This window comes from Chlorogloeopsis sp. ULAP01 (assembly GCF_030381805.1).
Taxonomy (GTDB): Bacteria; Cyanobacteriota; Cyanobacteriia; order Cyanobacteriales; family Nostocaceae; genus Chlorogloeopsis.
Genome location: NZ_JAUDRH010000001.1, coordinates 530,337 through 555,388, shown reverse-complemented (window position 1 = coordinate 555,388; position 25,052 = coordinate 530,337). Strand labels below are relative to the sequence as shown.

Annotated in this window: 25 protein-coding genes and 1 pseudogene; 15 read left to right on the top strand and 11 right to left on the bottom strand. The window is 40.7% G+C overall.

All coding sequences use genetic code 11. The annotated features are described in order from the left end of the window. Positions 1-7: 7 nt before the first annotated feature. Positions 8-871 (top strand): DUF6671 family protein, encoded by an 864-nt coding sequence (locus tag QUB80_RS02435; RefSeq protein WP_289787892.1) that lies wholly within the window; start codon positions 8-10, stop codon positions 869-871. Between the two features lie 10 nt (positions 872-881). On the opposite strand, the gene QUB80_RS02430 is transcribed toward QUB80_RS02435, so the two are convergent. Then, on the bottom strand, positions 882-1,502 hold the full coding sequence (locus QUB80_RS02430; RefSeq protein ID WP_289787891.1) for a nitroreductase family protein: 621 nt from the start codon (positions 1,500-1,502) through the stop codon (positions 882-884). A gap of 95 nt (positions 1,503-1,597) precedes the next feature. On the opposite strand from QUB80_RS02430, the gene xseA reads away from it, so the two are divergent. From xseA to QUB80_RS02415, 3 genes are all read left to right on the top strand, one after another. Further along, positions 1,598-2,830 (top strand): exodeoxyribonuclease VII large subunit, encoded by a 1,233-nt coding sequence (xseA, locus tag QUB80_RS02425; protein WP_289788124.1) that lies wholly within the window; start codon positions 1,598-1,600, stop codon positions 2,828-2,830. 72 nt (positions 2,831-2,902) lie between these two features. Continuing rightward, entirely contained in the window at positions 2,903-3,136 is a 234-nt protein-coding gene (gene xseB / locus QUB80_RS02420) for an exodeoxyribonuclease VII small subunit (protein WP_289787890.1), read from the top strand. A gap of 27 nt (positions 3,137-3,163) precedes the next feature. Continuing rightward, a complete protein-coding gene (locus QUB80_RS02415) occupies positions 3,164-3,718 on the top strand; it encodes a GNAT family N-acetyltransferase (protein ID WP_289787889.1) in 555 nt (184 codons plus the stop codon). Positions 3,719-3,876: 158 nt separating this feature from the next. Here the strand turns inward: QUB80_RS02415 and QUB80_RS02410 are convergent, their stop codons facing one another. The 3 genes from QUB80_RS02410 to QUB80_RS02400 form a co-directional block, all read right to left on the bottom strand. Then, positions 3,877-7,908, bottom strand: a complete 4,032-nt coding sequence (locus QUB80_RS02410; RefSeq protein WP_289787888.1) for a PAS domain S-box protein — start codon at positions 7,906-7,908, stop codon at positions 3,877-3,879. 705 nt (positions 7,909-8,613) lie between these two features. Continuing rightward, positions 8,614-10,140 carry a ferredoxin:protochlorophyllide reductase (ATP-dependent) subunit B gene (gene bchB, locus QUB80_RS02405; protein WP_289787887.1) on the bottom strand — a complete coding sequence of 509 codons (1,527 nt, stop codon included), beginning with the start codon at positions 10,138-10,140 and terminating at the stop codon, positions 8,614-8,616. Between the two features lie 315 nt (positions 10,141-10,455). Beyond that, a complete protein-coding gene (locus tag QUB80_RS02400) occupies positions 10,456-14,118 on the bottom strand; it encodes an NACHT C-terminal alpha/beta 1 domain-containing protein (RefSeq protein WP_289787886.1) in 3,663 nt (1,220 codons plus the stop codon). Here QUB80_RS02400 and QUB80_RS02395 point away from each other — a divergent pair. After that, positions 14,112-14,318 carry a hypothetical protein gene (locus QUB80_RS02395; protein ID WP_289787885.1) on the top strand — a complete coding sequence of 69 codons (207 nt, stop codon included), beginning with the start codon at positions 14,112-14,114 and terminating at the stop codon, positions 14,316-14,318. The genes QUB80_RS02400 and QUB80_RS02395 overlap by 7 nt on opposite strands. 22 nt (positions 14,319-14,340) lie before the next feature. Here the strand turns inward: QUB80_RS02395 and QUB80_RS35030 are convergent. Further along, positions 14,341-14,697: pseudogene (locus QUB80_RS35030) on the bottom strand (hypothetical protein); the annotation flags it as partial. Between the two features lie 179 nt (positions 14,698-14,876). On the opposite strand from QUB80_RS35030, the gene QUB80_RS02390 reads away from it, so the two are divergent. After that, positions 14,877-15,080: a hypothetical protein gene (locus QUB80_RS02390; protein WP_289787884.1), complete on the top strand. Its 204-nt coding sequence runs from the start codon at positions 14,877-14,879 to the stop codon at positions 15,078-15,080. A 50-nt stretch (positions 15,081-15,130) separates the two neighbouring features. Here QUB80_RS02390 and QUB80_RS02385 read toward each other — a convergent pair whose 3' ends face one another. The 5 genes from QUB80_RS02385 to rpmI all read right to left on the bottom strand — a co-directional run bounded on the left by QUB80_RS02385 (position 15,131) and on the right by rpmI (position 18,309). Next, complete coding sequence (locus QUB80_RS02385; RefSeq protein ID WP_289787883.1) at positions 15,131-15,655, bottom strand: tetratricopeptide repeat protein; 525 nt, start codon at positions 15,653-15,655, stop codon at positions 15,131-15,133. A gap of 130 nt (positions 15,656-15,785) precedes the next feature. After that, positions 15,786-16,499: an SDR family oxidoreductase gene (locus QUB80_RS02380; RefSeq protein ID WP_289787882.1), complete on the bottom strand. Its 714-nt coding sequence runs from the start codon at positions 16,497-16,499 to the stop codon at positions 15,786-15,788. Between the two features lie 163 nt (positions 16,500-16,662). Next, positions 16,663-17,541 (bottom strand): transporter substrate-binding domain-containing protein, encoded by an 879-nt coding sequence (locus QUB80_RS02375; RefSeq protein WP_289787881.1) that lies wholly within the window; start codon positions 17,539-17,541, stop codon positions 16,663-16,665. Between the two features lie 189 nt (positions 17,542-17,730). Continuing rightward, complete coding sequence (gene rplT / locus QUB80_RS02370) at positions 17,731-18,087, bottom strand: 50S ribosomal protein L20 (RefSeq protein WP_289787880.1); 357 nt, start codon at positions 18,085-18,087, stop codon at positions 17,731-17,733. Between the two features lie 24 nt (positions 18,088-18,111). Further along, positions 18,112-18,309: a 50S ribosomal protein L35 gene (gene rpmI / locus QUB80_RS02365; RefSeq protein WP_016878795.1), complete on the bottom strand. Its 198-nt coding sequence runs from the start codon at positions 18,307-18,309 to the stop codon at positions 18,112-18,114. Between the two features lie 85 nt (positions 18,310-18,394). Between rpmI and QUB80_RS02360 the strand changes: the two genes are divergently transcribed. Beyond that, entirely contained in the window at positions 18,395-18,919 is a 525-nt protein-coding gene (locus QUB80_RS02360) for a GrpB family protein (RefSeq protein ID WP_289787879.1), read from the top strand. Positions 18,920-19,395: 476 nt separating this feature from the next. On the opposite strand, the gene QUB80_RS02355 is transcribed toward QUB80_RS02360, so the two are convergent. Then, positions 19,396-21,825, bottom strand: coding sequence for an ATP-dependent helicase (locus QUB80_RS02355; RefSeq protein WP_289787878.1), 2,430 nt, complete (start codon positions 21,823-21,825; stop codon positions 19,396-19,398). Between the two features lie 372 nt (positions 21,826-22,197). Here QUB80_RS02355 and QUB80_RS02350 point away from each other — a divergent pair, with 372 nt between their 5' ends. From QUB80_RS02350 to QUB80_RS02325, 8 genes are all read left to right on the top strand, one after another. Further along, entirely contained in the window at positions 22,198-22,416 is a 219-nt protein-coding gene (locus tag QUB80_RS02350) for a type I restriction-modification system subunit M N-terminal domain-containing protein (RefSeq protein WP_289787877.1), read from the top strand. Between the two features lie 38 nt (positions 22,417-22,454). After that, positions 22,455-22,694 (top strand): UPF0175 family protein, encoded by a 240-nt coding sequence (locus QUB80_RS02345; protein ID WP_289787876.1) that lies wholly within the window; start codon positions 22,455-22,457, stop codon positions 22,692-22,694. 3 nt (positions 22,695-22,697) lie between these two features. Continuing rightward, positions 22,698-23,123, top strand: coding sequence for a restriction endonuclease subunit S (locus QUB80_RS02340; RefSeq protein WP_289787875.1), 426 nt, complete (start codon positions 22,698-22,700; stop codon positions 23,121-23,123). Between the two features lie 14 nt (positions 23,124-23,137). Next, a complete protein-coding gene (locus QUB80_RS02335; protein WP_289787874.1) occupies positions 23,138-23,371 on the top strand; it encodes a type II toxin-antitoxin system Phd/YefM family antitoxin in 234 nt (77 codons plus the stop codon). Continuing rightward, positions 23,368-23,568, top strand: a complete 201-nt coding sequence (locus QUB80_RS34895; protein WP_336622304.1) for a type II toxin-antitoxin system VapC family toxin — start codon at positions 23,368-23,370, stop codon at positions 23,566-23,568. The genes QUB80_RS02335 and QUB80_RS34895 overlap by 4 nt, the downstream gene beginning before the upstream one ends. Continuing rightward, positions 23,513-23,758, top strand: a complete 246-nt coding sequence (locus QUB80_RS34890) for a PIN domain-containing protein (RefSeq protein ID WP_336622305.1) — start codon at positions 23,513-23,515, stop codon at positions 23,756-23,758. The genes QUB80_RS34895 and QUB80_RS34890 overlap by 56 nt, the downstream gene beginning before the upstream one ends. A gap of 87 nt (positions 23,759-23,845) precedes the next feature. Then, positions 23,846-24,757 (top strand): DUF4351 domain-containing protein, encoded by a 912-nt coding sequence (locus QUB80_RS02330; RefSeq protein WP_289787873.1) that lies wholly within the window; start codon positions 23,846-23,848, stop codon positions 24,755-24,757. Positions 24,758-24,817: 60 nt separating this feature from the next. Further along, positions 24,818-25,042 carry a hypothetical protein gene (locus tag QUB80_RS02325; protein WP_289787872.1) on the top strand — a complete coding sequence of 75 codons (225 nt, stop codon included), beginning with the start codon at positions 24,818-24,820 and terminating at the stop codon, positions 25,040-25,042. The last annotated feature ends 10 nt before the right edge of the window (positions 25,043-25,052 follow it).

The following is a 25,052-nucleotide window of genomic DNA, read 5'->3' as shown; positions in this document are numbered from 1 at the left end:
GTAAAAAATGCCAATAGATTCATTATTTACCAACCGAGTAGCAGTGCTGGCGACAATGCACCAAAAAGAAAAAGTTATTGCCCCAATTTTAGAAGCAGAGTTAGGAATTCAAGTTATCGTACCCCAAAATTTTAATACTGATGCTTTCGGTACATTTACTAGAGAAATTAAACGTCCAGGCAATCAAATTGAAGCTGCAAAATTGAAAGCAGAAAAAGCATTAGAATTAACTGGTGCAACTCTTGCAATCGCCAGTGAAGGAAGTTTTGCACCCCATCCGGAAATACCTTTTATTTCTAGTAACAGAGAAATTGTAATTTTTTTAGATAAAAACAATAATTTAACAATTGTTGGTGAAGACTTTTCCACAGATACTAACCATAATCATATAGTTGTAGAAAATATCGAGCAAGCATTGAAATTTGCGAAAAAAATTGGTTTCCCTGAACATGGTTTGGTAGCTATGTTCCGCGAATTTCCTCAAGATGATAATGAAGTTATTAAAGGAATAGTTACAGAAGAAAAATTAGTAGAAGCGGTGAATTTTATAATTAAAAATTCACTGACAGGAAAAGCACATCTAGAAACAGATATGCGGGCAATGTATAACCCTACACGGATGAAAAATATCGCTAAAGCCACTCAAAATTTAGTAAAAAAAATTAACAGCCGTTGCCCACAATGTTCTACACCTGGTTTTGAGGTTGTTAGAAGAATTCAAGGATTACCATGTGCGATGTGCTATATGCCGACTTCCTTGACTGTTGCTGTTATTGATCAATGTCAAAAATGTGGGTTTAGTCAAGAAAAAAGATTTCCTCATGGAATTGAATACGCCGATCCAGGACAATGTATGTACTGCAATCCTTAATTATGCATGGTTAGTTAGATGTTTTCCCATCAGATACGACAGGCGAAGTCTCTCCCCAACTTCCGGTAAACACAAATGTTTCTAGGGGCTGGCGCTGGCGTGGAGCAAATTCACGTTGTTGGTATTGTTCAGGTAATTCTTCCGGATTGCCTGGATATCCAACTGCGATCGCTGCGACTGGTTCATATCCCTCAGGAATGCTGTACAACTCCCGCGCCTTAGAAACATCGAATCCTGCCATTTGGTGAATAAATAAGCCTAGAGAAGTTGCTTGAGTTGCCATACTACAAGCTGCTGCCCCCACATCGTGAAAAGCATGACGGTTTTCTTTTCCATTCTTTTCAAAGTAAAGCTTTGCTACCGATAGCATCAAAACAGGGGCATTCTTTGCCCACACTTGATTTCCTTCTGCAAGGCAACTCAGCAAACGGTTGAATTCCTCTGGATTGTCTTGAGTCGCAACGATAAAGTGCCAAGGCTGCTCGTTATATGAAGAAGCAGCCCAACGAGACGCTTCTAGTAAACTGCAAAGCTTTTCTGGTTCGACTTGCTGTTTTGCAAATGCGAGAGGACTCCAACGCTTTTGCAATAATTGATCAATAGGATACTGAGAATTAGCAGGTTTTTCCATGATTTTCTCGCTTTTTGATTGCAACAAAAGATGAGCTAAATTGGAAAGGCACAGCAGATACTGTCAGCTTAAGTGTAGCGACTACAAGCATTGTTATGATAAGTGGGGACTTTGGGGACTTTTTGATTCCTGATACAGCAGTTTCAGTTGCTGGGTTGACTGACTACATCCGTTTTTTATTAGAGCAAGATGAACAACTGCGGCAAATTTGGGTAATTGGAGAAGTTTCAAGTGCTAATCAGCACCGCAGTGGTTTATTTTTTACACTGCAAGATCCCGATGCTGGGGCTGCAATTAAGTGTGTAGTCTGGAATAGCCAATTGCCCAAACTCATGCAAATGCCCATAGTCGGCGAGCAGCTCATTATCTTGGGCAGTATGCGAGTTTATCCCCAACGGGGAGAATATCAGCTTTCTGTTTGGCAAGCTTTACCTGCTGGTGTTGGTTTGCAAGCGCTACGTTACCAACAATTGCGAAATCGTTTAGAGGCAGAAGGTTTATTTGCTCCCGAAAGAAAGCGATCGCTTCCTCACCATCCCCAAATTATCGCTGTTGTCACTTCACCCACTGCCGCCGCTTGGGGAGACATTCAAAAGACTCTTAAACACAGGTATTCAGGTTTACATATTTTATTTTCGCCAGCCATAGTACAAGGAGAACAAGCGCCCGAATCTATCGTTACTGCCATTCAAAGAGTAGAACGAGATGGACGTGCCGAGGTGCTAATTTTATCGCGGGGTGGAGGTGCTGTTGAAGAATTAGCTTGCTTTAATGATGAGCGAGTGGTGCGAGCAGTTGCCAATTGTTCGATTCCTGTGATTACCGGCATAGGGCATCAAAGAGATGAGTCTTTAGTAGATTTAGTTGCAGATGAGAGCGTACATACTCCTACTGCCGCCGCAGAAAGAGTTGTTCCCGCGCTTGTAGATTTATATAATCAGCATCGACAGCGAATTACCGCTTTACAACAGGTGGTGTATGGCGAGTTAGAAACTGCGGAAAATCAACTCCAAGGCTTGCGAAATCGTTTGCGGCGTTTGCGGTTGGATGCACAGGTACAGCAAGAGCTACAGATATTAAGTTGGAAACGTCGGCGACTGCTACAATCCACCACTAGTAAATTGCAGCACGCCAATCAGCATTTAGAGATGTTGCGACAAAAGTTGGCAACTCTTGATCCAAAAGCTGTGTTGCAACGGGGTTATGCGGTAGTTAGGCAAGAAAATGGGATAATTGTTCGCAATGCGGCTGAGTTGGGAGTAGGGCAAGAGTTATTGATTCAGTTGGGTCAGGGTGAGGTTAAAGTAAAGGTTATGGAAACAAAATAGTTAGAAATTTGAACCGCCAAGACGCATTAGACGCGTCAGCGGCTTCTCGTAGAGTAGGACAGAAAGATTTAAATGATTAAGCGTAATAGTTCTTCTAATTCTAAATCTGTAGAGGTTTGGAATTACGAAGCGAAGGTTGCTGAGATAGAAAATATTATTGCTCGCATTGAAGCGGGTAATTTGGAGTTGGCAGATGTGTTTGAGCAATTTGCTAAGGCTGTGGAAAATTTGCGTGAGTGTGAAAAGTTTTTGCAGCAGCGACAGGAACAGGTGGATTTGTTGATTGAAACTTTGAGTGATGAGTAAGATATTACTTTTACTATTAGCAAGATTGTGAGCAATAAAAGTGCTGTCTTCAAAAATTTTCCACAACTTGAAACTAAGAATTTGATTCTTAGGGAGATACAATTAGTTGATGCACCAGCCATTTTTGAGATTTTTGCAGATGATGAGGTAACTAAGTTTCATGACTTAGAAACTTTCACTTGTTTAGAACAAGCTCAGTGTTTGATTGAGCGGCGTAGGGAGAGATTTGAGAATAAACAGGGAATACGCTGGGGAATTGCGAGAAAAGAAGATAATATCATTATTGGCTCTTGTGGCTATGGTATTAAAAACGAGTTTCAGGCAGAAATCGGATATGAGCTTGCTAGGGTGCACTGGCAAAAGGGCATAATGACAGAAGCTTTAAAAGCTATTATTAATTGGGGTTTTCACCAATTAGCTTTGAATCGAATTGAAGCAATGGTAATGAGAGAAAATATTTCCTCTGTGAAATTGTTAGGAAATTTAGGATTTGTAGAGGAAGGAATTTTGAGAGAATACGGTTTTTGGAAAGGACACTTTCATGATTTGAAAGTATTTTCTTTACTTAAAAGAGAGTTATGAATCCGAATGTCCAGACGCGATATATTGCCTCTGGGCAAAGATTTTGGAATGACGCAAAATTATTTTCATAGCCTAAATCAGCAACGCTCTTTGTGCGATCGCCCAGAATTTGTCTCAAAATACTGGGTTTCCAAATTTCCACTTAGGTATTTGACAAACTAGTTTATTTTATCCGGTACAAGTGCCACCACAGCTTGAACTAATTGTTCTGGTTCCAGGGGTTTTGTCACATGCCTTTGAAAACCACAGGTTAAGGCTCGCTGGTAATCGTTTTCTCTGGCATAAGCAGTTAGGGCAATTGCCGGAACTTGTCCGCCTTTTGCAGGAGATAAAGTCCGAATCTGTTGGAGCAGGGTATAGCCATCAACATCAGGCATCCCAATATCACTGACTAAGACATCTGGTTGAAAGGATGCCAAATTTGCCAGCACTTCTGGGGCAGATGCAACGCTTAGAACTTCTGCCCCATACTGGGTAAGCAATACTGTTAATAGCTCACGAGCATCGGGATCATCATCGACTGCGAGGATTCTAATGCCCATGAGATTGAGTTCTTTTTGTGGCAACTCATCAGTTTGCTGGATTTCTGGTTCAACTTTTAGTAGTGGCAAGCGGACAGTGAAAGTGGCTCCCAATCCTTCACCGGGACTGTCGGCTGAGATGGTGCCGCCGTGAGCCTCAACCAACTGCCGGACGATCGCTAATCCTAGCCCCAGCCCTCCGTACTTGCGGGTGATCGAGGCGTCTTCCTGTCGGAACGATTCAAAAATGTGGGGGAGAAAGTTTGGGTTGATGCCTTTGCCGGTATCTGTGACTTTAATTTCTGCTTGATTTTCCACTCGTTGAAGTTTGATATTAACTTGTCCATGATTCGGAGTGAACTTGATGGCATTAGATAGCAAGTTCCAGACGATTTGCTGGAGACGAGCAGTATCACCAGATGCTTGCCCAATATTGGGTAATTCAGGGTGGAGTGAAATGGATTTAGCGATCGCTGCTGTTTTGACTGTATCGATCGCAGCTGCAATTACAGAGGCAAGATTGACGGAGGTAGCATTTATGCTGAGTTTGCCGCGCAAAATTCTGGCAACATCAAGTAGATCATCAATTAGTTGCGTCTGCAATCTAGCGTTCCGCTCAATAGTGGCGAAGGCTTCTGCCATTTTGTTTTCATTTAGCTTGCGAGTTTGCAAGAGCTTTGCCCAGCCCAGGATCGGGTTGAGTGGTGCTCGCAATTCGTGGGAGAGTACAGCCAGAAATTCATCTTTGATGCGATTGGCTCGTTCGGCAGCTTCCCTTGCGGCTCGCTCTAGCTGCAATAAGTGCTCGCGTTCAATTTCTAGTTCCTTTTGATCGTGAATATCTGTGCAGGTGCCAAACCATTTTACCACCCGTCCTTGTTTATCTTTGAGTGGCAAACCCAGTGCCAGATGCCAACGGTAGCTATGATCAGCAGCTCGTCTCAAGCGATATTCATGGCGATAGCAACTACCGTGATGCACAGCATTCATCCACGCGGCTTGAGTCGCTTTTAGATCATTTGGGTGAACGGCACAAAGCCAGCCTGTTCCTATAATCTGCTCAAAGGACAATCCGATATACTCACACAATCGCTGATTTACGTAGTCATAAACACCACTAGCATTGCATGTCCAAACTAGTTGTGGAATCGCCTCTGCCAGGTAGCGGTAGTGTTCCTCACTAAGGCGTAGTGCTTCCTCTGCCTGTTTGCGATCGCTTAAATCGAGAATGAAAGCTACCGACTCTTCTCTTGCCTCTCCTACCAGGCTATAACCCACCAGAACCGGAACTCGACTGCCATCTTTGCGAATATATTCTTTTTCGTAAGGGGTACAGGCACCGTTTGCCCGTGCCTCTGCGATCGCTTGTTCATCGAGCGGTAGGTATTCTGACGGCGTGAGATCAATCCAGCGAAGTCTGCCTGCACGCAAATCTTCTTGCGTGTAGCCGATAATTCTCAATAGCTCATCGTTGGCTTCATTAATGTTCCCGTAGATGTCTCCGTAGAGAATGCCAACCACATTGGCATCTACAAATCCTCGCAGTCGGGCTTCGTTTGCTGCAAGTGCTGCTTGTGCCTGTTTGCGTTCAGTAATATCTTGAATTAACCAACGAACCCCAGCAATTCTTCCTTGAGCATCGCGCATGGCTGTTCCTGTAATTGCAACTGGAATTGGATGCCCGTTTGCTGATTTTAAGCTCAGTTCTTCGGTTTGCAGCTTTTGTGCTTGCGATTGCCGATACAAATTGTTAAGCAAATTTCTAAAAGCTCGAAGATCTGAGTCACTGATGTAGACTGCTAATGGTTTATTGACCAAATAACTTTGATTGATTACCACTAATGTAGCGATCGCCTGGTTTGCCTCCTGAATCATGCCATTTGCGTCGGTTACTACATAACCATTGGGTGCAAAATTAAACAGATCCCGGTAACGTTTTCCTTCTGCTTCGGCTAGATTATGGGCAATTACTAGTTCTTCATTTTGTTGACGCAGTTCTTCTTGGGCAACTTGAAGCTCCTCTAAAGTTTCTTGCAAGGTTAAATTTGTTTGCTCCAGTTGAGCGGCTTGCTGCCTTAATCCATATTCAATTTGCTTGCGATCGCTGATATCGCAGTAGTAAATGCCTAATCCATCAGGTGCAGGATAGGCGTGAACTTCATACCATCGCTGCCTCGATTCATAAAAATATTCAAAATGAACGGGAATTTGTTCTGCGATCGCCCGTTGGTAGTTCTCTTCAAGAATACTGTTCTTAGTTGCAGCCCAAACTTCCCAATGGGATTTACCAATCAGCTCCTCTGGTGAAACTTGATTAATACGAGCAGTCATCTGGTTGACGTAGGTAATGCGCCAGTCTGGATCAAGTGCGACAAACGCATCTGTCATGCTTTCGAGAATATTGGTAATTTTTTGGTTAGCGGCTCGCAGATTTTGCTCGGTGTGCTGGTGGTTAGCGATTTCGTTGAGCAGCTTTTCCTCTAGCCGCTTTTGATGATCAATATCGGTAATCGTGCCAATCCAACCCGTAAGTTGTCCTTGGCTATCTTGCGTCGGTATCCCCCGACAGATGAACCAATGATACACACCATCCCAACGGCAAATTCGGTATTCAATTTCAAAACGTTCTCCGTTGGCTACAGACTGCTGCCACTGCTCAAGGGTGCGATCGCGCTCATCAGGATGAACCGTAGTTATCCCCGCCAAGCCCATTGACTCGGCTTCATTCAAGCCCGTATACTCATGCCAGCGTTGATTCCAGTAATTGACAAATCCCCTGGCATCGGCAGTCCAAACCATTTGGGGCATTGCTTGTGCCAACTCTCGATAAAGTTGTTGACTGGCATTTAAAGCGGCTGCTGTCTGGCTGAGTTCCAGTTCCATACGCTTGCGATCGGTAATATCTCGCCAGGAGGCAACAAACCCATCATTCAACTTGGTAGCACGAATATCAAATGCTCGCACCAGCTGTTGCTCACCATAGGTATCCTCATAAACCAGTGAATCTTTAATTAATGCCTCTCCCGTTTCAACCAATCGACAATATTCGTCAAATAACCCTGATGCGCGATGGGCAGGCAGTAACTCGCACAATCCTCTGCCAATCTGCTTGTGTTTGGGCATTCGGTTATTATCACAGGCTGCTGCATTGAGATAATCGATGCGAAAGTCCACAATCTGCCCCGACTCATCCCGCATCGATGAGAAGATGCCGAAGCAGTCTAGCATATTTTCAATGGACGTTTGGAACTGCTCTTGATTGCGTTGCAGTTCCCGTTGCAACTGTGCATTTTTGATCGCACTCCGCATTCCTAACCGCAGATCATCTGGAGTGAGCCGCTCTTTGATCAGATATTCTGTAGCTCCATTTTTGAATGCTTGCACTACAATCTCTGCATCACCACTACCAATTACCACAATTGGCGGACAGCGATCGCCCATTTGTTCTTTCATTTGCCTCAGAAAATCAAAGCTACCGGAATGGCGAGAATTGAGTTCTAAGAGGATGCCATCGATTTGCTGTGATTGAGACAGTGTCAGAATTTTGGTGCGATAGCGTTCTGTTAGAATTCTGTATGCAAAACTCACATCTTGCTGTAATTGATGCTCATAATCGTTATTGCTCTCATCAGAGTCGGCAATGACAATAACAGTCCGGTGAGTTAACATACATAAGATCCAATCTGCAAAGTTTTCAATAAATCAATCGAGACTACTAGTTTGAGGAATTTTTTGAAGATAAATTCAGTCATCCTTAAGATAGTGTCAGTTTTGTGGATCAGCTTTGCCAGCTTGAATCAAGGAGCCGATTCTACGGCAATACGGTTGACTTAAGCCTGAGGCTTCAATTAACCAAGCCTGCAAAGGTAGGCTGTGCCTGGAAAGTTACACTTTTTAAGGTGTCGGCTACCCTGAACTGAACCGTATTGGTTTCTAGGGTTAATGATTCGAGCCTTAAAAACATTTAGTCTTAATCGCTTTTTATTAAGTACTTTATAGCAATTTCCATATCTTTAAAATATATCTTAAGATTGGTGCCTGCTGAATTAAAGCATAGAGATGGCCTTGCCTATAAATAAATTTATCTTTATAAAATAAAAGTTGTTCATCTCATATCTTGTATCTGTGCTCTTATCCACCAAGAAATAAATTTCAAGGGCTAAAAGCTAAAGTCTGCTCAAGCAGATTAGGTAAGATTTTCAGTCAGTTTTAACTGACTTGAGCTAGAAGAGAGGAACTTCAGTTCTAGGCGTTTTAGGAGCGAGGCGCAAGATGTGAATCAGGTGATGAAAATCATTCAGTAAAAATAAAAGAGTTAGTGGTAAGAGTAAATTTTATCTCTTACTACTAACTCTTGTGGAAATAATTTTGAATTTATGCTCCTACTGCTTCTTTGGCTGCGTATAGCACTTCTGTTGTGATATCTTTAATACCTCGCTCACGAGCAAATTTCTCTGTGTTGCGCTTTACTTTTCCACGCACAAAACCAGGAATTTTATTCAATTCTGCTAGACCATCTTTTGTCCAATTCAGGTCAGATTCCGCAGAAATTCCTTTAGTAATTACTTCCTTAGTATCATGACCACCAAATATTTCTAGTAAATGATCTTCCATTCCTAAGGTAAAGGAATTATAGATCAAATCTGTAATTTGATTTGTACCTTCATAACCCAAAAATGGTTTATAACCAATTGGGAAATTTTGGACGTGAATCGGTGCAGCAATTACACCGCAAGGAATGTTTAAACGTTTACCAACATGACGTTCCATTTGCGTGCCAAAGATGGCAGAAGGTTCGACACGAGCGATCGCATCACCAATGGCACCGTGATCGTCGGTAATAATCACTTCGTCACAGTACTCGCTTACCTGCTCTCTGAACCAGTCTGCATCGTATTTGCAGTAGGTTCCAGCCCAAACAACGTGAATGCCCATTTCTCGTGCCAAAATTTTGGTTATGGCTGCGGCGTGGGTGTTATCACCAAAAACTACAGCTTTCTTGCCAGTCAAGTTTTGACAGTCGATGGAACGGGAGAACCAAGCGGCTTGGGAGACGTGCAGGGTTTGCTCGTTGATAAAGTCTTCGTAGTCTACATTAGCGCCTTGCTCATTAATTATCTGCTGAATTTTGCGGATGCAACGAGCAGTTTCTACTACACCCATTGGGGTGATGTTGATGTAAGGTGTCCCAAATTCTTGTTCGAGGTAGCGAGCTGCCATTAAACCAAGTTCGCGGTAAGGCACGAGGTTAAACCAAGCACGAGGGAGGTTCTTCAATTCGTGTACAGAAGCACCTTCGGGAATCACAGTATTGACTTCAATTCCCAAGTCTGCCATCAGCCTCCTTAATTCGGTGCAGTCGTGCTGATTGTGGAAGCCAAGGGTGGAAATACCAATGATGTTAACAGAAGGCTTTTCGGTTTTGCCTTGTGGTAGTTCGCCTCTCTTGCGGGCTTTTTCAATGTAGTACTGAACGATTTGATGCAAAGTGCGATCGGCTGCTTGCAGTTCGTTGACGCGGTAATGGTTCACATCCGCCAGCATCACGTCTGCTTTCGCTTCTATCTTCGCGCGCTCGACGAAGTTTTGTAGATCTTCTTGCAAAATGCTGGAGGTGCAAGTAGGAGTGAGAACAATTAGATCGGGAGTTTCCTCCTTATCCTTGCGGGTAATGTTGTCCACCACTTTTTCTTGGGAACCACGTGCCAAAACGTTACGATCAACGATACTGGCTGTTACCGGGGTGAAGTTCCGCTCCCGCTCAAGCATGGAACGCATGACGTTGAAATAGTCATCGCCAAGGGGCGCGTGCATAATAGCATGAACGTTTTTAAAAGAACTGGCAACCCGCAGAGTGCCGATGTGGGCTGGGCCTGCATACATCCAGTAAGCCAATTTCATTCGGTGTTCTCCCTGTTAATCAAACGAAGTATGTCCGAATTAGAGGTGGACAATGATTGCTTGATTATTAAATCGTTTTTGATTCTCTCAAAAGTTCTAGTGTGACAGAAGTTGGCTTCTTGTAAGTTTACATCCCTAAGGAATGCCTGAAATGTCGTTGCTGATTGGATTAGGCGCTCAATTAAAACAACATTTGTGTTGTTAAACTTCAATAAAAATTAACGTTTCGGTAAATTACTTAGCAATTACGAATTGCGATCGCTACGAGTTGTGACAATAGCATAATCATGCTATTTTTTCGCATGAAAGTTATATTTATCCAAGCCATGCCAATACATCTTCAACTGATTGGTTAGGAGTAAATAATTTTAACGGAATATTATCTTTTAGGTTGTTGCTGATGACACAAACTGTCTCGTCAAATTTACTGAGGTCGTGAAAGAAAGAATCGCTCCATTTTTGATTTGTTGATTGGCTTTCGTCAAACACCAACACCAAGCTTTTACTGCTTTTACGTTTTAAGGAATTGTAATAAAGTTTCAGCGTTGCAATTGTTTCTGGGATTCCTCTTTCCCACTCTGGACATTCCCAGTCAAGCATCTTGTCGTAAATTTCGGGAACGGGGTTGTTAATGTAGATGAGGTGGGTGGTTTGATTGAGGTGGGGGTTATTAGCGATCGCTTTTTTCAAAATGTTAGGTAAATCAACCTGGTTAAGGGTTTGACTTAAATCAGTTCTCACTTCCTCTCCTTGATGCCAAGCTTGATAAAAGTCAGGATAGGTCATATTTTGGGCGCAATGCCAGATGACTCTATAACAGTTTTGATAAAGGGCAGGATCACTCTTAGCTACTGATTTTTCTAAAAATTGTTTTAGAGATTTAATCACATCTGCAAATAAAACTTTCGGACAAGTACTAATTATTAAATCAGCAGCACTTTGCACAGAGTAATCATTTTGGTTGGATTGTAAAATCCCAATCAAATTTTTTATAAGCCGAATTAAAAGCTTAGAATCAATTAAATCATTTTTCTTTAGGCTCCATTGTAAATCATAAAGAGCAGTGGAATATTGCTTTTGACTATTAAGTAACTCAATTAAAATATTAGTTGCTTTCTCACTAAAATTGATTCTTATCAGACTTTGAGCAGCCAAGCTACGTGTAACTTCATCTTGGTGCTTAAGTAATTCTTCAAGATTCCAAATAATCTCTGGATTATCCTTTTTATAAAAATCAGAACCCAAAATATCAATAACATTACAATTATGTTCGTCGCGCAGTAATTCTACAAGAGTAACTACAGCTTGAGGATCATTTGGAGCAACCATAAGTAGGTAGTGAGCTGCCTCTAAGCGAGTCATAGAATCTGGGCTGTTTAAAAACCTATTAAAAATTTCCTTTGCTTTTTTGTGCTTAGGATGAAGTTGCCATAAACATTTGGCTATTATTATAAGATACCAATCATGCTGAATAGTATCAAGTAGTTTTTCAAAAGTAGAAATATCTATAATATTTTTAGTTGCGTTTTCTGATATAAACTCAACAGCAAATGCACAGGCTTCCTGTAAAAGCTCAGTATCATTACTCTCATGATAATTAGTATTACGTTGTTTCTCTTCCTTTGTTATATATAAAAAATCCAAGTAGTTATGTACATCTTTTATGAATTTAGTGAGAGCGCAACTTATTTCTTGATTTATAAAAGTATTTTTTCTTACGATGTGTTCAATAATTAAATAACACTTTATTGGATTTAAGCTACTAAGTGTATTAACTATAACGTGAATAAATTCTGAATTATTAGGATTAATGTTGCCTAAACATAGAGCAATTGTAAACCTCTTATCTTCGTCTTGACAAGATTTTATTAGCTTTGTTAAAGCCTTGATGGCTGTTGAGTTATTAAAAGCAATCTTTCCTATAATTTCTGCGGCTTCGCTATAAATTTTAATGTCTTGCTCAGAATAAAGTAATTGAAGTAGGGGGTTGATGATATCAGACTTGCTAGTATCTATTTGTTCCAAAAAAAATTTCACCTCTATATTCAAAAACGAGGATTTATGATTTTTCTTATTAAATTTACAGTTGGAAATCAACAATTCAATCAAAACTTTAATAGCAAGTGAACTGTTAGGATAAATTTTTAATAAAATTCGAGCAGCAGAAAAACGAATCCATTGCAAATCCTCAAACTCAAATTTATATATATCTTCTTTTAAAATCTTTTCTAAAAATATAATATTTATTGAATTGCGTGGAGCAATATGGCTTAAAATCTTACTGATTCTGCAACACAATCTATCACGATTAATAATTAAAGCTAATATCTGAGATATAATCTTGCATTGATTAGTCAATTTTGAATCAATACTCTCTTCACTATCTGCAATTTGTAGATTAGATAAATTTTCTAATGTATCTTGAGCATGGAGCAATGCATCTTGTAAAGCATTAACATCTGACTTAGACAAATTTTCTAATGGATTAGCTTGTATTCGTTCAATTAAGAAATTAGCTGCTTTAGTAGTATCAGTTTCGTGTATGATTTCTGTAGCTTGTTTTTGTAAAGGATCGTTTTCCCAACAATAAGTTTCAGATTCTGAATCTTCAAAGCTCCATTGAATAATTTGTTTTACAATTTTGTCTGAATATCTACAATTGAACTCTGCTATAGATGCTGCTGCTATAAAATACGCTTGATAATAATAAAAATTTTCACATTCATCTTGAAAACCTACTAATTTTTTAATAAAAGCTTCTTTCTCTTCTGGCAAGATATTTTGACGTCCAAACCAAAGTAAAATAACTTCTCTCCACTGTGGTTCAAAAATGCGATATCTTTCTGGAACTGGCTTAAGATTGTTATTATTATGAGTGCGAGGTAGAAAAAAATCCCAATCATCAATTGCTAACGCTGCAAAATATTCCTGAAACGTGGAATGATAAAAAGCATAAACAGGATTATTCGGGTTTGGATTATTTGCATCAACTCCAACTTGATTTAACCAAGCAAGCTTGTTAACTGCCAAATCAAACAGCGAAGCATCAACAAATACATCTTCAATAAATTTCTTTTGCAAACAAAATCGCTTCTCTTTCTCATCAATTGCCTTTAGTGCCAACTCTGCCAGCTTGGCGTTCAGTTGCTTTCTTTGTTGGGATGTTGTGGGAAATTCATCTTGTTTCCAACAATAAAATTCCTCCACATACATTTGATAAAGTTCTGCTTTGGTATCGGGTAACTTACCATCGTGTAAATGCCAAGTGGAACACAACAGCATCAACCGCAAAGGATTTTTAACTAAATCTTTAATCCGTTCTTTCCCTGGTTGATTTAACGCCTGCTGCAATTTTTGTGCATCGTTGGGGTTTTCAAAACAAGCCTTGATAAACCCCTCAACTTTCTCTTGGCTAAACTGCAATGTACGGTAGGTTTGATAGCCATTGAGTGCATAAGGATTTGCTTCCCAGGTATTGAGCCGACAAGTTAAAACAACGCGACAAGTCTGATAGCAAGTTGGTATCCATCTATCAATACAACTCAGAGGATGTTCGTAAGTTGCCATTTCATCTACACCATCCAGCAGCAGCCACACCTTACCATCACTCAACAACTTTTCAAATTCAGCTTTTCTCTTGTGTGCTTCGCTACCTAAAACATCCTCCAACCAATGATTGCGAACATCCTGGAACTTTGGTGCAGGATTGCCTAAATTACCCAAGCGTATAAAAATTGGTAAATTTTGAGTTTCATCCAAGATCCAAAAGGCGATGCGTTGCAACAGCGTCGTTTTACCTGCGCCTGGTTCGCCAATAATGGCAATTTTGTGGCTGTGCTGTGATTTTAGAACTTTGCTAAGAAATTCTTTGTACTCAAACTTCTCCCGTTCTTTGTATTCTGGTTGATATAACCGCGAAGATGCAGGGTTATCATCGTCATTGCGTTTATCTGGCTTTTTGCGTTCAACTAATGCCAAAGGTACGTGAAGTTTATCAATATCAAATACCATTGCATCCGCACACATCAGTTGCTTGGAAGTTAGCTGCTTGTGCTTTTCTAATGATTTACGACAGACTTCGCGCCAATCTAAAGCTTGGGATGCTACTGCTGTTTGCTTTGGAACTTTCCCACTCTGAGATTTTTGAGCTTGACGGCGTTTATCCCATTCGCCACTAGATTGAAATAACCAATTGAGATTTTCTTGTTTGTCGATACTGGGAAACTGCAATACAAAACGCCAAACTTTGGAATTAGTTTTAGTTCTGGCACTAACTTGTTCGCGTTTGTCTTCTAGAATCTTTAATGCTGCCAAACATTGTAAAGCATTGCGAATATCTTCATTTCCCAAGCTATTCCCATAATTACTGGTGAGTTTGGCAAGTGCTTCTAGAGTGGAATGTGTAACCCATAACTGATTTTCTCCTTGCCAATCAGCCTTGATGTCTAAATCTCTGTAGCTATCGGATTCTTCCGACTCTTCCAAAAATGATAGCAAGGCGCTAAGTAATATTTTTGACTGTTCTCTACCATTTTCGTAGCTAAGATTTCGTCCCATCTAAGTATTACAACTAGCCAGCAAAATTTTTCCAAAAAATTCAAATTGTCCCAAAGGAAACATCTTTCCCAAGCACACTTAAATCTATTCTATGGGGCTTTTCTGGAATGTTTGGGAAAATTACTTGTTCATAAGTCCCAACCTTAACCTCGGTTTGAAGCTAGAAACGAGGTTAAGAAATGAAAAAATTACAAAGCGATCGCAGCCTATATAATCGTAAAATTATCAGTTTATTACTAGTCCTGAAAATCCTGCTTATCGGTATCAAAGCCGAAAACCGCATTCAACAAGGAGATACCCCCATCGAAGTCTTGATCTGGATGATTAACCAATGCATTCCTGTACTGCAAAAAGCTGGGAACCTGGAGGATAAGAAGAAATAGAAAAAACCCCATCCCTAAGCACTCCTTTGGTTGCGGGAGGGGTTCTAAGTTTATGCAGACACCAAGCGACGCAAAGATTCAGCCCGACGTTTGGCTGTGGAGTTTTTTGGATCGTATTTAAGTGCTTCTTCGTAACTTTGCAATGCCTGAACGTTTAATTTTTTCTTCTCGTAGGCATGAGCAATATTATTCAGTGCTGTTACATAATCAGGTTTGGCTTTCAGTGCTTCTTTGTAATTACGAATTGCTAAATCATACTGTTCTTGAGCAAAGTAAGCGTAACCCAGCCCATTGTAAATGGCAGCGATATTTTCTTCTCCCTCTTCTTCCGCAGCTTTGAGAGCTTTTTGAAAAAGGGTTATAGCCTGAGAGTAAACTTTTTTTTCAGTATAGATACTACCCAATTCGTAATACTCTTGAGCCGTACCCTGTTCTTTTGTCAGTTTTTTTCGCAACTTTGAAAAAGAGCTTTCTAGCTTGCGAGTTTTGAAAATCTGACGAAAAACATTGATAAAGGTGAATAAGAGCAAACCCACCAAAATTGAGAGATAAATAACCGCTAAATTACTATCCATTGCCTTTATTAAAAATCTCTTCTCTATATTATTATCAGGTAATGTTCACGAGATTGCTTGGAGTGCTTCACAACTGTTTCTCTAAGCACAGCTTCACTTTGCTTCATATATATTCGATTTTTCTATAGAGCTAAATACCTGCTGAATATGCCTCATCAACTTTGAGAGTTGTACCCGTAATGAATTTCGCATCGTCAGAAATCAAAAAAGCAACTATTTTAGCAAACTCAGCATAGGTTGCAGGGCGATTAAACATCATGTCGGTTGGCACATTCCATCCTTCAAGTTCTTCGAGGCTGTCTGCCACAAAGAAGGGAGCCACAGAAATCATCCGAATTCTATCGGCTTTGTAACGCTTGGCATATAGTTTTGTAAATCCTTCCATCGCAGCGCGGAGTGTGCCACTAAATGGTGTTCCTAATGCTGGCTCATGAGAATCAGATGCAGAGATATTAACAATCACCCCGCCCCCTTGTTGGCGCATTGGTTCTGTAACCAGCCTTGCGATCCGAACAACGCTCAAGAACAGCATTTCAAAATTCTCTATCCACATTTCATCGGAAATTGACAGTAAATCTGGGCGGGGTGGATCTCCAAAACTATTTACTACTGCATCAATGCGACCGAATTTTGCTAGTGTTGTCTCTACTAATTGCTGCAAATCTTGGAAATTTGTAATGGAACCCTGAGTAGCTATACCGCCTAACTCTGAAGCTAACTCAAATACACTTTCACTTCGTGCCAAGAGTGAAACCTTGTAGCCCCGTACAGCTAACTCTCGCGCACAACCTGCTCCGATGCTCCGACTTGCAGCCGTAATAATCGCAACTTTTTGTGAATTCATAGGGGAAATCCTCGCAACACACTGGCTGCTCTACTAACTCCTAATGTGCGTCTAATGTGAATTAGCCGAACTCACCTTGAGTCGCAGCAAAGAATCGATTGATTGCGAAATCCAATTTTTAGATGATAACGAACACCGATAAACACAGATGCACACGGATAAATTATCTGTGTTTATCTGTGTCCATCTGTGGTCGATTTCTATAATATGATTTTTGCTTGCCATTTTGATTCACATCAGACGTAATTTTTAACTCTGACGATGGCAAACCCCAATATTGAGCGCGTTGCTGAAGCCAACCTGCTTCTAAATAACGAGCGATCGCGCTATTTATCTCTCGTCGCAGTGGATCGTACTGCAATCCCTTGGGCATAACTACAGATAAGGGTTCGGTTGATAATTTGGTAGAGAGCAGCCGATATTGAGGATATTGTTGCACCCAACCACTCAAGACGCTACCATCGGCAGCAAAAGCAATTGCTCCATTACTTTCTAAGAGCGATCGCGCCTGGTGATAAGACTTCACACCCACTAATTCTGCTTGTGGCACATAGTACCTGATTGTGGCGATCGTGCTGGAGTGTTCGAGAACAGCAATCTTTTGCTTTGCCAAGTTACTTAATCGCTGTACAGAGCTATCTTTTGTGATTAATCTGGTTCCATCAAAGTAATAAGGCAGACTGAAACTCACTAAGCGAGCGCGTGACTCTGTAGCGGTAACTCTAGCGATGGCAATGTCAACTTTATTGTCTAATACTTTTGAGAGGCGATCGCGATTTGCTACAGGCTGCAATTTCACAGCATTGGGCTTGCCGAGCAAATCACTTGCCAAGGCTTTTGCTAAATCAATTTCTAAACCTTGTAGATTACCGCCCGCATCTCTAAATCCCAGTGGAGGCAAATTATCTTTAACAGCAACAGTTAAATAGCCCCGCCGCTGAATTTCTGACAGTTCTGCGGCAGTACTGGAAACATTAAAAGGTAAAAGGCAAAAGGCAAAAGTAAGCAGAAAAACAAGTATCCTATTGCGGGTACATCGCATTTTTCAAACACCAAGCGATGGAATATCGCGGCAATACAAACTGAGTCCGCAATACAAAGACTAATGATAGCTCGTAAAAGCAGGCTTTGTTTGTATAGAGGTAGAGACAGGATGTATTCCTCGTGTCTCCACCATCTGTAGGCGTTGTGCGTGCATTGCAATGCTCGCTCCTTCTACCTTTATCCTTCTTTATGATTTAGCTTGGCTTGCCAATTCAGCAACTTTGCTGAAACCACTTGGATCGAGAACTGCCATTTGAGCCAACATTTTACGATTAAGTTGGATGTTGGCTTTCTTGAGATTGCCGATGAATTGGCTGTAACTCATACCATGTTGGCGAACAGCAGCATTGATACGGGTGATCCAAAGGCGGCGGAAGTCACGCTTGCGTTTTTTGCGATCGCGATAAGCATTCCGCAGCGCTTTCATTACTTGTTGGTTGGCAGTTCTAAACAGAGATGAGTGAGAACCGCGAAAACCTTTAGCGAGTTTGAGAATCTTTTTGCGGCGTTTGCGAGCAACGTTACCGCGTTTTACCCTTGTCATAGCTTAATTAATTCCTAAACAAATTTACAAATAAGGGAGCATCAAGCGTACATTTTCTTCATCGCGCTCGTTAACAACTGCCATTTTGGAAAGCTTGCGCTTTTTATTAGAGGTTTTGTGTTCGAGCAGGTGGTTTTTGAAAGCTTTACGACGCACGATTTTGCCGCTGCCGGTAGCGCGGAATCGCTTTGCCGCCGCTTTACGAGTTTTAAGTTTAGGCATGGATGGATTGTAAAACGACACAATCTAATATATTACTACGTTTTTTATCTGGATTGGGGATTTATCGCACCTTGGGGAAAACAAGATGTCTGACGAAATCGACATTGTTGAATACGAGCCGCGCTGGCAAGCTATGTTCGCACAAGAGGCAGCGCGTCTTCAGCAGGCGCTGGGTGATGATTTGGTTGTCGAAATTGAACATATCGGTAGCACAGCAGTGCCAGGACTAGCTGCAAAACCAATCATTGATATCATGATCGGAGTGCAAACTCTTGCAGATGCAAAAGCAGTCATTCCTTTAATGGAAGCACTGGGATATGTCTATTGGCGGGACAATCCTTGTCTAGCAAGGATGTTTTTTGTAAAAGGAATGCCGCCATATGGTAAACAACGTACTCATCATGTTCACATCGTTGAGGCGTATGGGGAATTTTGGCAGCGCAAGTTATTTCGTGACTATTTACGAATACATTCGGATGAGGCGAAACGCTACGAAGCTCTAAAAAGAGATTTGGCGGCGTGTTTCCGTACAGATCGTGAGGCTTATACTGAGGCTAAGAGTGAATATATAAAAGCTGTAATGGAGAAAGCACGGCGCTTTTTTTATTAACATAAGTTTTATATTTTAATTCCGCAAAGTGGAACTAGCCTTACTTTGAGAGGTAAATAAGAATGGAAAAATAACCCTTACTTTTAATCCAGAAAAATATAAAGAATTATTAATTGCTTATCTTCCTAAAATTATCAGAACTGAAGCTGAAAATCAACAAGCTTTAGCCATTATAGAAGATTTAATGCACCGGGAACGCACTCCTGAATAAAATGAACTATATCAATTATTAATTACTTTAATTGAAAAATTTGAACAAGAATATTATCAGCCTGATGAGCAGATTAATCCTCACTCTATGATCTTGTTTCTTTTAGAACAATCTGACAGAAATAGAGAAGATTTACAGGTAGTTTTAGGGTCAGAGAATGTGGTTAATCATATTTTAAACGGATAACAAAAGATAACTCCAGAACAAGCGCGAAAGCTAGGAGAGTTTTTTCATGTGGAGCCGAGCTTGTTTATCATGTAGACAACTACTGCACACTTCCAGGAAACTGACGCTTCAATGCTGGAAAAACAGGGCAAGGTGCTGAAGATTGTAAATTCTCTGGTTTACTCCAAGTGAACGGTGCTTTCTGGGCGGCAGACATCCACAACAAACGCTTTGCCCGTGTCATTGCAACGTAAAGTAACCGATATTCCTCGGCAGTTTTCAGGTATTTTGCTTGTTCCCAAGCTTGGGTTATATCTGGTAAAGTTGCTTGTCCATGGAGGTTGGCGCGAATTTGGGCGCGGGCAACTTCTGATAAGGTAAAGCTGCCCAAAAATTGGCTTTGGGGAGGAACCCAAAATCTACCAGGTATCAAGTTTTCATGTAAGAAGGGGAGAAATACGTAATCCCAGTCTAGCCCTTTGGCTTTGTGCATGGTGATAATAGTAAGCTGACCGCGACGCGTATATCGAGCTTCTAAATCTTCTGTTTCTACAGGCTCAAAGCGTTCGGAACTAACTATTTCACTTAAGACACCCAACATTGTCCCCATTGAGGTATTGCCAGCTATTTGCTGGTTAACTCTTTCTGCAAGTTTGTCAGCTGTTGCTAGTTCTGCTTGGTCGTAATTTAGCGTTAAGGCAAGGAAAGGAATTAACTGATACAAAGGCAACTCCAAGCGAGCGCGAAGTAAACTTCGACACAAACGTGCAGCTTTTTGGGCTGGTTCTGGCTGGGGCGCAGACAAAGGGCCGGGATACAAAAAGTCTTCTGGTACAGAGGCAAGGGCGTTAAGATCTTGAGTGGGAATTAATTGCCGTTCGACGAAGACTTCTAGAACTGCTTTGAGATAGTCGGGAGAATGAGGGCGATCGCAAAATTGCAGTAATATCAAAATTTCTTCTGGTACGTGGGAATGGCGATCGCGTTCACCTACATCATAAAGTGTAATTTTATGCTCTTTGCAAATAGGTGTCAGTGCTTCTGCCAACCATCTGCCTTGGCGATTTTCTCGCACTAAAATAGCCGCGCTAATACTTGTTGCGTCTTGGGCAAATAACTGAACAACTCTTTGGGAAAGCAACTCGACGGTGTGATTAATATCACGCGGAGTGTATATTTCCAGTCCTCGTCCTACTGGTTGGGGATTAGCATCGGTTTGAGGATCATCGGAGTCAACGAGGCGGATTTTCTGGGGACGGAAGGGGGAGGCGGTAAGAGGGGGCAGTTTTTCCCCGTGTCCCCTCTCCTTGTCAACGGACAGTTCGCTCAACGGAGGGAACCTCCGCACACGACTGTCCTCCCCTTGTCCTCCTAATTCCCCCTGTCCTTTTGCGTTTCCATAAAAGCTATTCACCCACTCCAAAACAAAGTTGGCAGCGTCGATGATAATTTTGCTACTGCGCCCGGCTTGATCCATTGTTGCCAGTCTGTTTTGAATGTTGCAGTCTTCACAGAATTGACGGAAATAAATCGGATCGGCTGGGGTGAAGGTAGAGTTAATCGCTTGGTTGGGATCGCCGACGCGGATTAGGTTTGGTGGTTGATTAGGGTTGTTGGCATCGGTAGCAAGAATTTCTAATAGCTTGGTTTGTAGCGGGCTGGAGTCTTGGGCTTCGTCTTCAAAAACGGCGAAAACTTGATTTTGCTCAATTCTGCGAGCGCTTTCGTTTTCTAGTACCCGCAGCGCAGCTAAAATCATGTCATCGTAGTCAATAAAGTCACGCGATCGCATCAAGTTTTGATATTGTTCATACAGTCCCGCCGCAACTCTTAAAATTCCATACTCATCTGTGGTTTGTTCGCTTAACCGCAGCAAATCTTCCGGCAACAACCCAGAACTTTTTGCCTCATGAATTACCGTAGTTGCCAAATCCGGCAAGATTTCTGTTCGCAGTACTGATTGGCGACGCAATCTTTCTGTTTCTTCGCCGTCAAATTGTATACCTTCAATCAAGCGAGAATAACGCTCTGGATGCCTAGCAATCCATTGTTCTACAGCAGTACGAATGAAGCGATGACCTTGGGTAGGAGTAATTAATGTCACATTTTCTAACTGCAAGCCAGATAAATCGGGATGGCGACTGGCAATATTCAACGCCAAACCGTGCAACGTATAAACAACAAACCCACTGGGCGGTAAAGATAATTCCTTGAGGTTTTTGCGGATTTTGGCTTTAATATTAGCGGCGGCAGAGCGAGTAAAGGTAACAACTATCAATTGCCGTCGTCGTTCAGACAAGCCCAAAGCAGAACGCTGATATTGACGAGCGATCGCAATTGCTGCTGCTGCTGCCATCCCTGTAGATTTACCAGCACCAGGAACCGCAGAAACAGCCAATTGCCCAGAGTACCAATCAGCCATTTGTTGTTGTCCGGGACGCAGGCTGTTGCGAATATTTAATATAGCTGTCTCCCTTAGGGAAGACAAATCAGATGGAAGAGATTCTTTGAGGGTAGGTTCTTGAGGCACTGGATATTTACTGGATATTTAAAAGTAGCGTCTTATAAGATTTTAGATTTTAGATAAGAAAGTGGTTAGTAGGGGAGCCAGTGCGCCCTTGCGGGTTCCCCCGTTAAAGCACCTGGCGTGTGGATTTTATTGGACTTCTTGCATTCGCACGTAGTTTAGTAGAACAAGCTTTGATTCGGCAAGAAGGTTGTGTATAGGTAAAAAATAGTTGCTAATACTATTTCACGAAAAGGCTGATATGGATGTACCCCTCCCAACCTCCCCTTACTAAGGGGAGGTTGGGAGGGGTTGAATATGAATCACTCAAAAAGTGAAATGGTATAACTCTTTGGTAAATAAATTAATCTACTAAATTCGTTACTTAAAATTCCTATGTTGACAAATACAGAAAATTCTAATAATCAAGAGTTAGTCGGTTTTATCTGGAGCATTGCTGATAAACTTAGAGGCCCTTACCGTCCACCCCAGTACCGACGGGTGATGTTGCCTCTAATTGTCTTGCGTCGTTTAGATTCTGTTCTAGAACCTACTAAAAATGATATTAAATCTTTGGAGGCGGACATTATGGCGATGTTGGGGGAAGTGGTTTAAGAACTAAAATAAAAATGTAGAGTCGGGAGATTTTAGCAATGGCTTTAACAATTTCAGATGAAGAGTTGGAAAGTATTCAGCTTTCGGATGAGATTCGAGAAAAAGCTTTAAAAAAAGCTAAGGAAGGGTATGTAATGGCTTTATTGGAGGTAGGAGAAATTACCAGTGGCAGGGCAGCAAAAATCCTTGGTATTTCTCGTTTAGAAATGATTGAAATGATGAATAGATGGGGGATTTCTATTTTTGATGATTCGCAGACTTTGGAGGAATTACGTTAAAAAGTGGAGCAGACAGAATTAATTTTAAATCAGCAAATTTCTTATGCCGCAAATATAGGAGATATGGCAATTTTAACCTTTAATGCTTGTTTTCCTGATAGTATTGTTGGTTTTCTCCCATCAAAGATGACAGAAATATTTTTTCTTTACTATCTTTTTAGTTCTATGAAGAAGCAATTTTTGTCAACGGCTGTTTTAAATACACAGTTAAATCTAAATATTGAAAGAATAAGCAATTTATTTACAGTTATTCCTCCTCTAGATGAACAAGTAAAGATAACTAAATTTTTAGAAAAAGAACTTCAAAATATTGACCAACAAAAAGCCAAAATTAAAGAAGCCATAGAACTATTAAAAGAATATCGCACCGCCCTCATCACCAACGCCGTCACAGGTAAAATAGATGTGCGACAATTCCCTATCCCCTAACCCCAGAAACCACCATGAAACAAATTACCCTTGTAGAACTTCCCGAAACCGTCCAAAACCTAATTAACCAAGCCCAAAAAACAGGCGAAACTCTCACCATCATCCAAAATGGTATCCCCTTCGCCATCATTTCCCCCATCAAGAAAAACAAAAGAGCTGCCTTCGGAGCGATGAAAGATAGCGGTAAAATTACAGGAGATATTGTCGAGCCTACTTCAAATCTAGTTACTTGGGATGTACTATTATGAAACTTTTACTAGATACCCATATCTGGATTTGGTATCTTCTCGGCGATCTCCACCTTTCAGAAAATCTACAAAAAGTGATCTCTGACGAAATAAATGAACTGTGGCTAAGTCCTATCAGCATTTGGGAAACCCTCTTACTTACTGAAAAAGGAAGACTTAATCCTAAAGCCAACTCCAGAACAATGGATTCAAAATAGTCTACAGCAACTAGATACAAAAGAAGCCCCCTTATCCAATGACATTGCGATTTTAAGCCGTCAATTAGATTTAGTACATCAAGATCCCGCAGATCGTTTTATTGCAGCAACCGCAATTCATTACGAACTTACTCTTGTCACCGTAGACGGAAACTTAACTAAAGCCACTTGTCTTAATACATTGAGTTAAACCAGTTTGCCAATTCAGAAAATTGTAAAAATTTTTACCTATTTACTATAAAAGAATCACTTAATAAAATTTCTATCATACTCGTCAATGATAGATCACGACAGACTCTTTAAAGAATTAATCCAAACCTTCTTTTGGGAATTTATAGAACTATTTTTACCAGAAGTCTTAGAGTATGTTGCCCAAGACAGCCTTACCTTTTTAACAGAAGAAGTATTTACTGATGTTACCACTGGAGATAAAAGAAGAATAGACTTATTAGCACAAGTAAAATTGAGAGGAGAAGACAGTTATTTTCTCATACATTTAGAAAATCAAGCATATAATCAAAAAGAATTTGAACGGCGGATGTTTCATTACTTCGCTCGTTTAGATGCTAAATATTTATTGCCAATCTTTCCTATAGTTATCTTCTCCTACAACGAACCAAAACGCCCCGAAAAAAGTCAATATATAGTTAAGTTCCCTAACAGGAAAATACTAGAATTTAATTACTTTTCCATCCAACTAAATAACCTGAATTGGCGCAATTTTTTAAATCAACCAAACCCGGTGGCTGCCGCATTAATGGCAAAAATGGACTTTAAACCAGAAGAAAGAGTCCGAGTGAAACTAGAATGCTTAAGGATGTTAGTAACACTACAGTTAAATCCTGCTAAAATAGAATTAATTTCCGGCTTTATTGATACTTATCTCAGATTAAACGCCACAGAAGAACAAGAACTTGAAACTGAACTAAAACAAGCCAACTTAGTTGAAGAGGAAGAAATCATGGAAATTGTCACCAGTTGGATGCAAAAGGGAATTGAACAAGGAGAACAAAAAATTATTAAAAAGCTAGTAAAACGGCGTTTTAATAATATTGATTCTACTTTGGAAAACCGTATTAATGATTTATCTTCAGAACAATTAGAAAACCTAGCAGATGCAATTTTTGATTTCCAATGTTTAGAAGATCTCATAAATTGGTTAGACCAGCAAGATAACTCTAATCTTTAATATTGTCGTAGTTGAAATCAAGATGCACTAAGTCCCCATTCCCTAAGCACAGAAACCACCATGAATCAAAAAACCTATCAACTCCCCTTAACCTTCGAGCAAATTATTAATCTTGTCCTACAACTTACAGCGCAAGAACAAGAACAACTCATTCAAGAAATAAAAAAACACCCTGCAAATAAAGATGAAGATTTACCGAGGGTTTTTGACAGAATCAGCAGAAATGCTCAAGCCAAAGGATTAACAGAAGATATCTTAGAAGAATTACTCGTCGATGAATCATAAGCTAATTGTT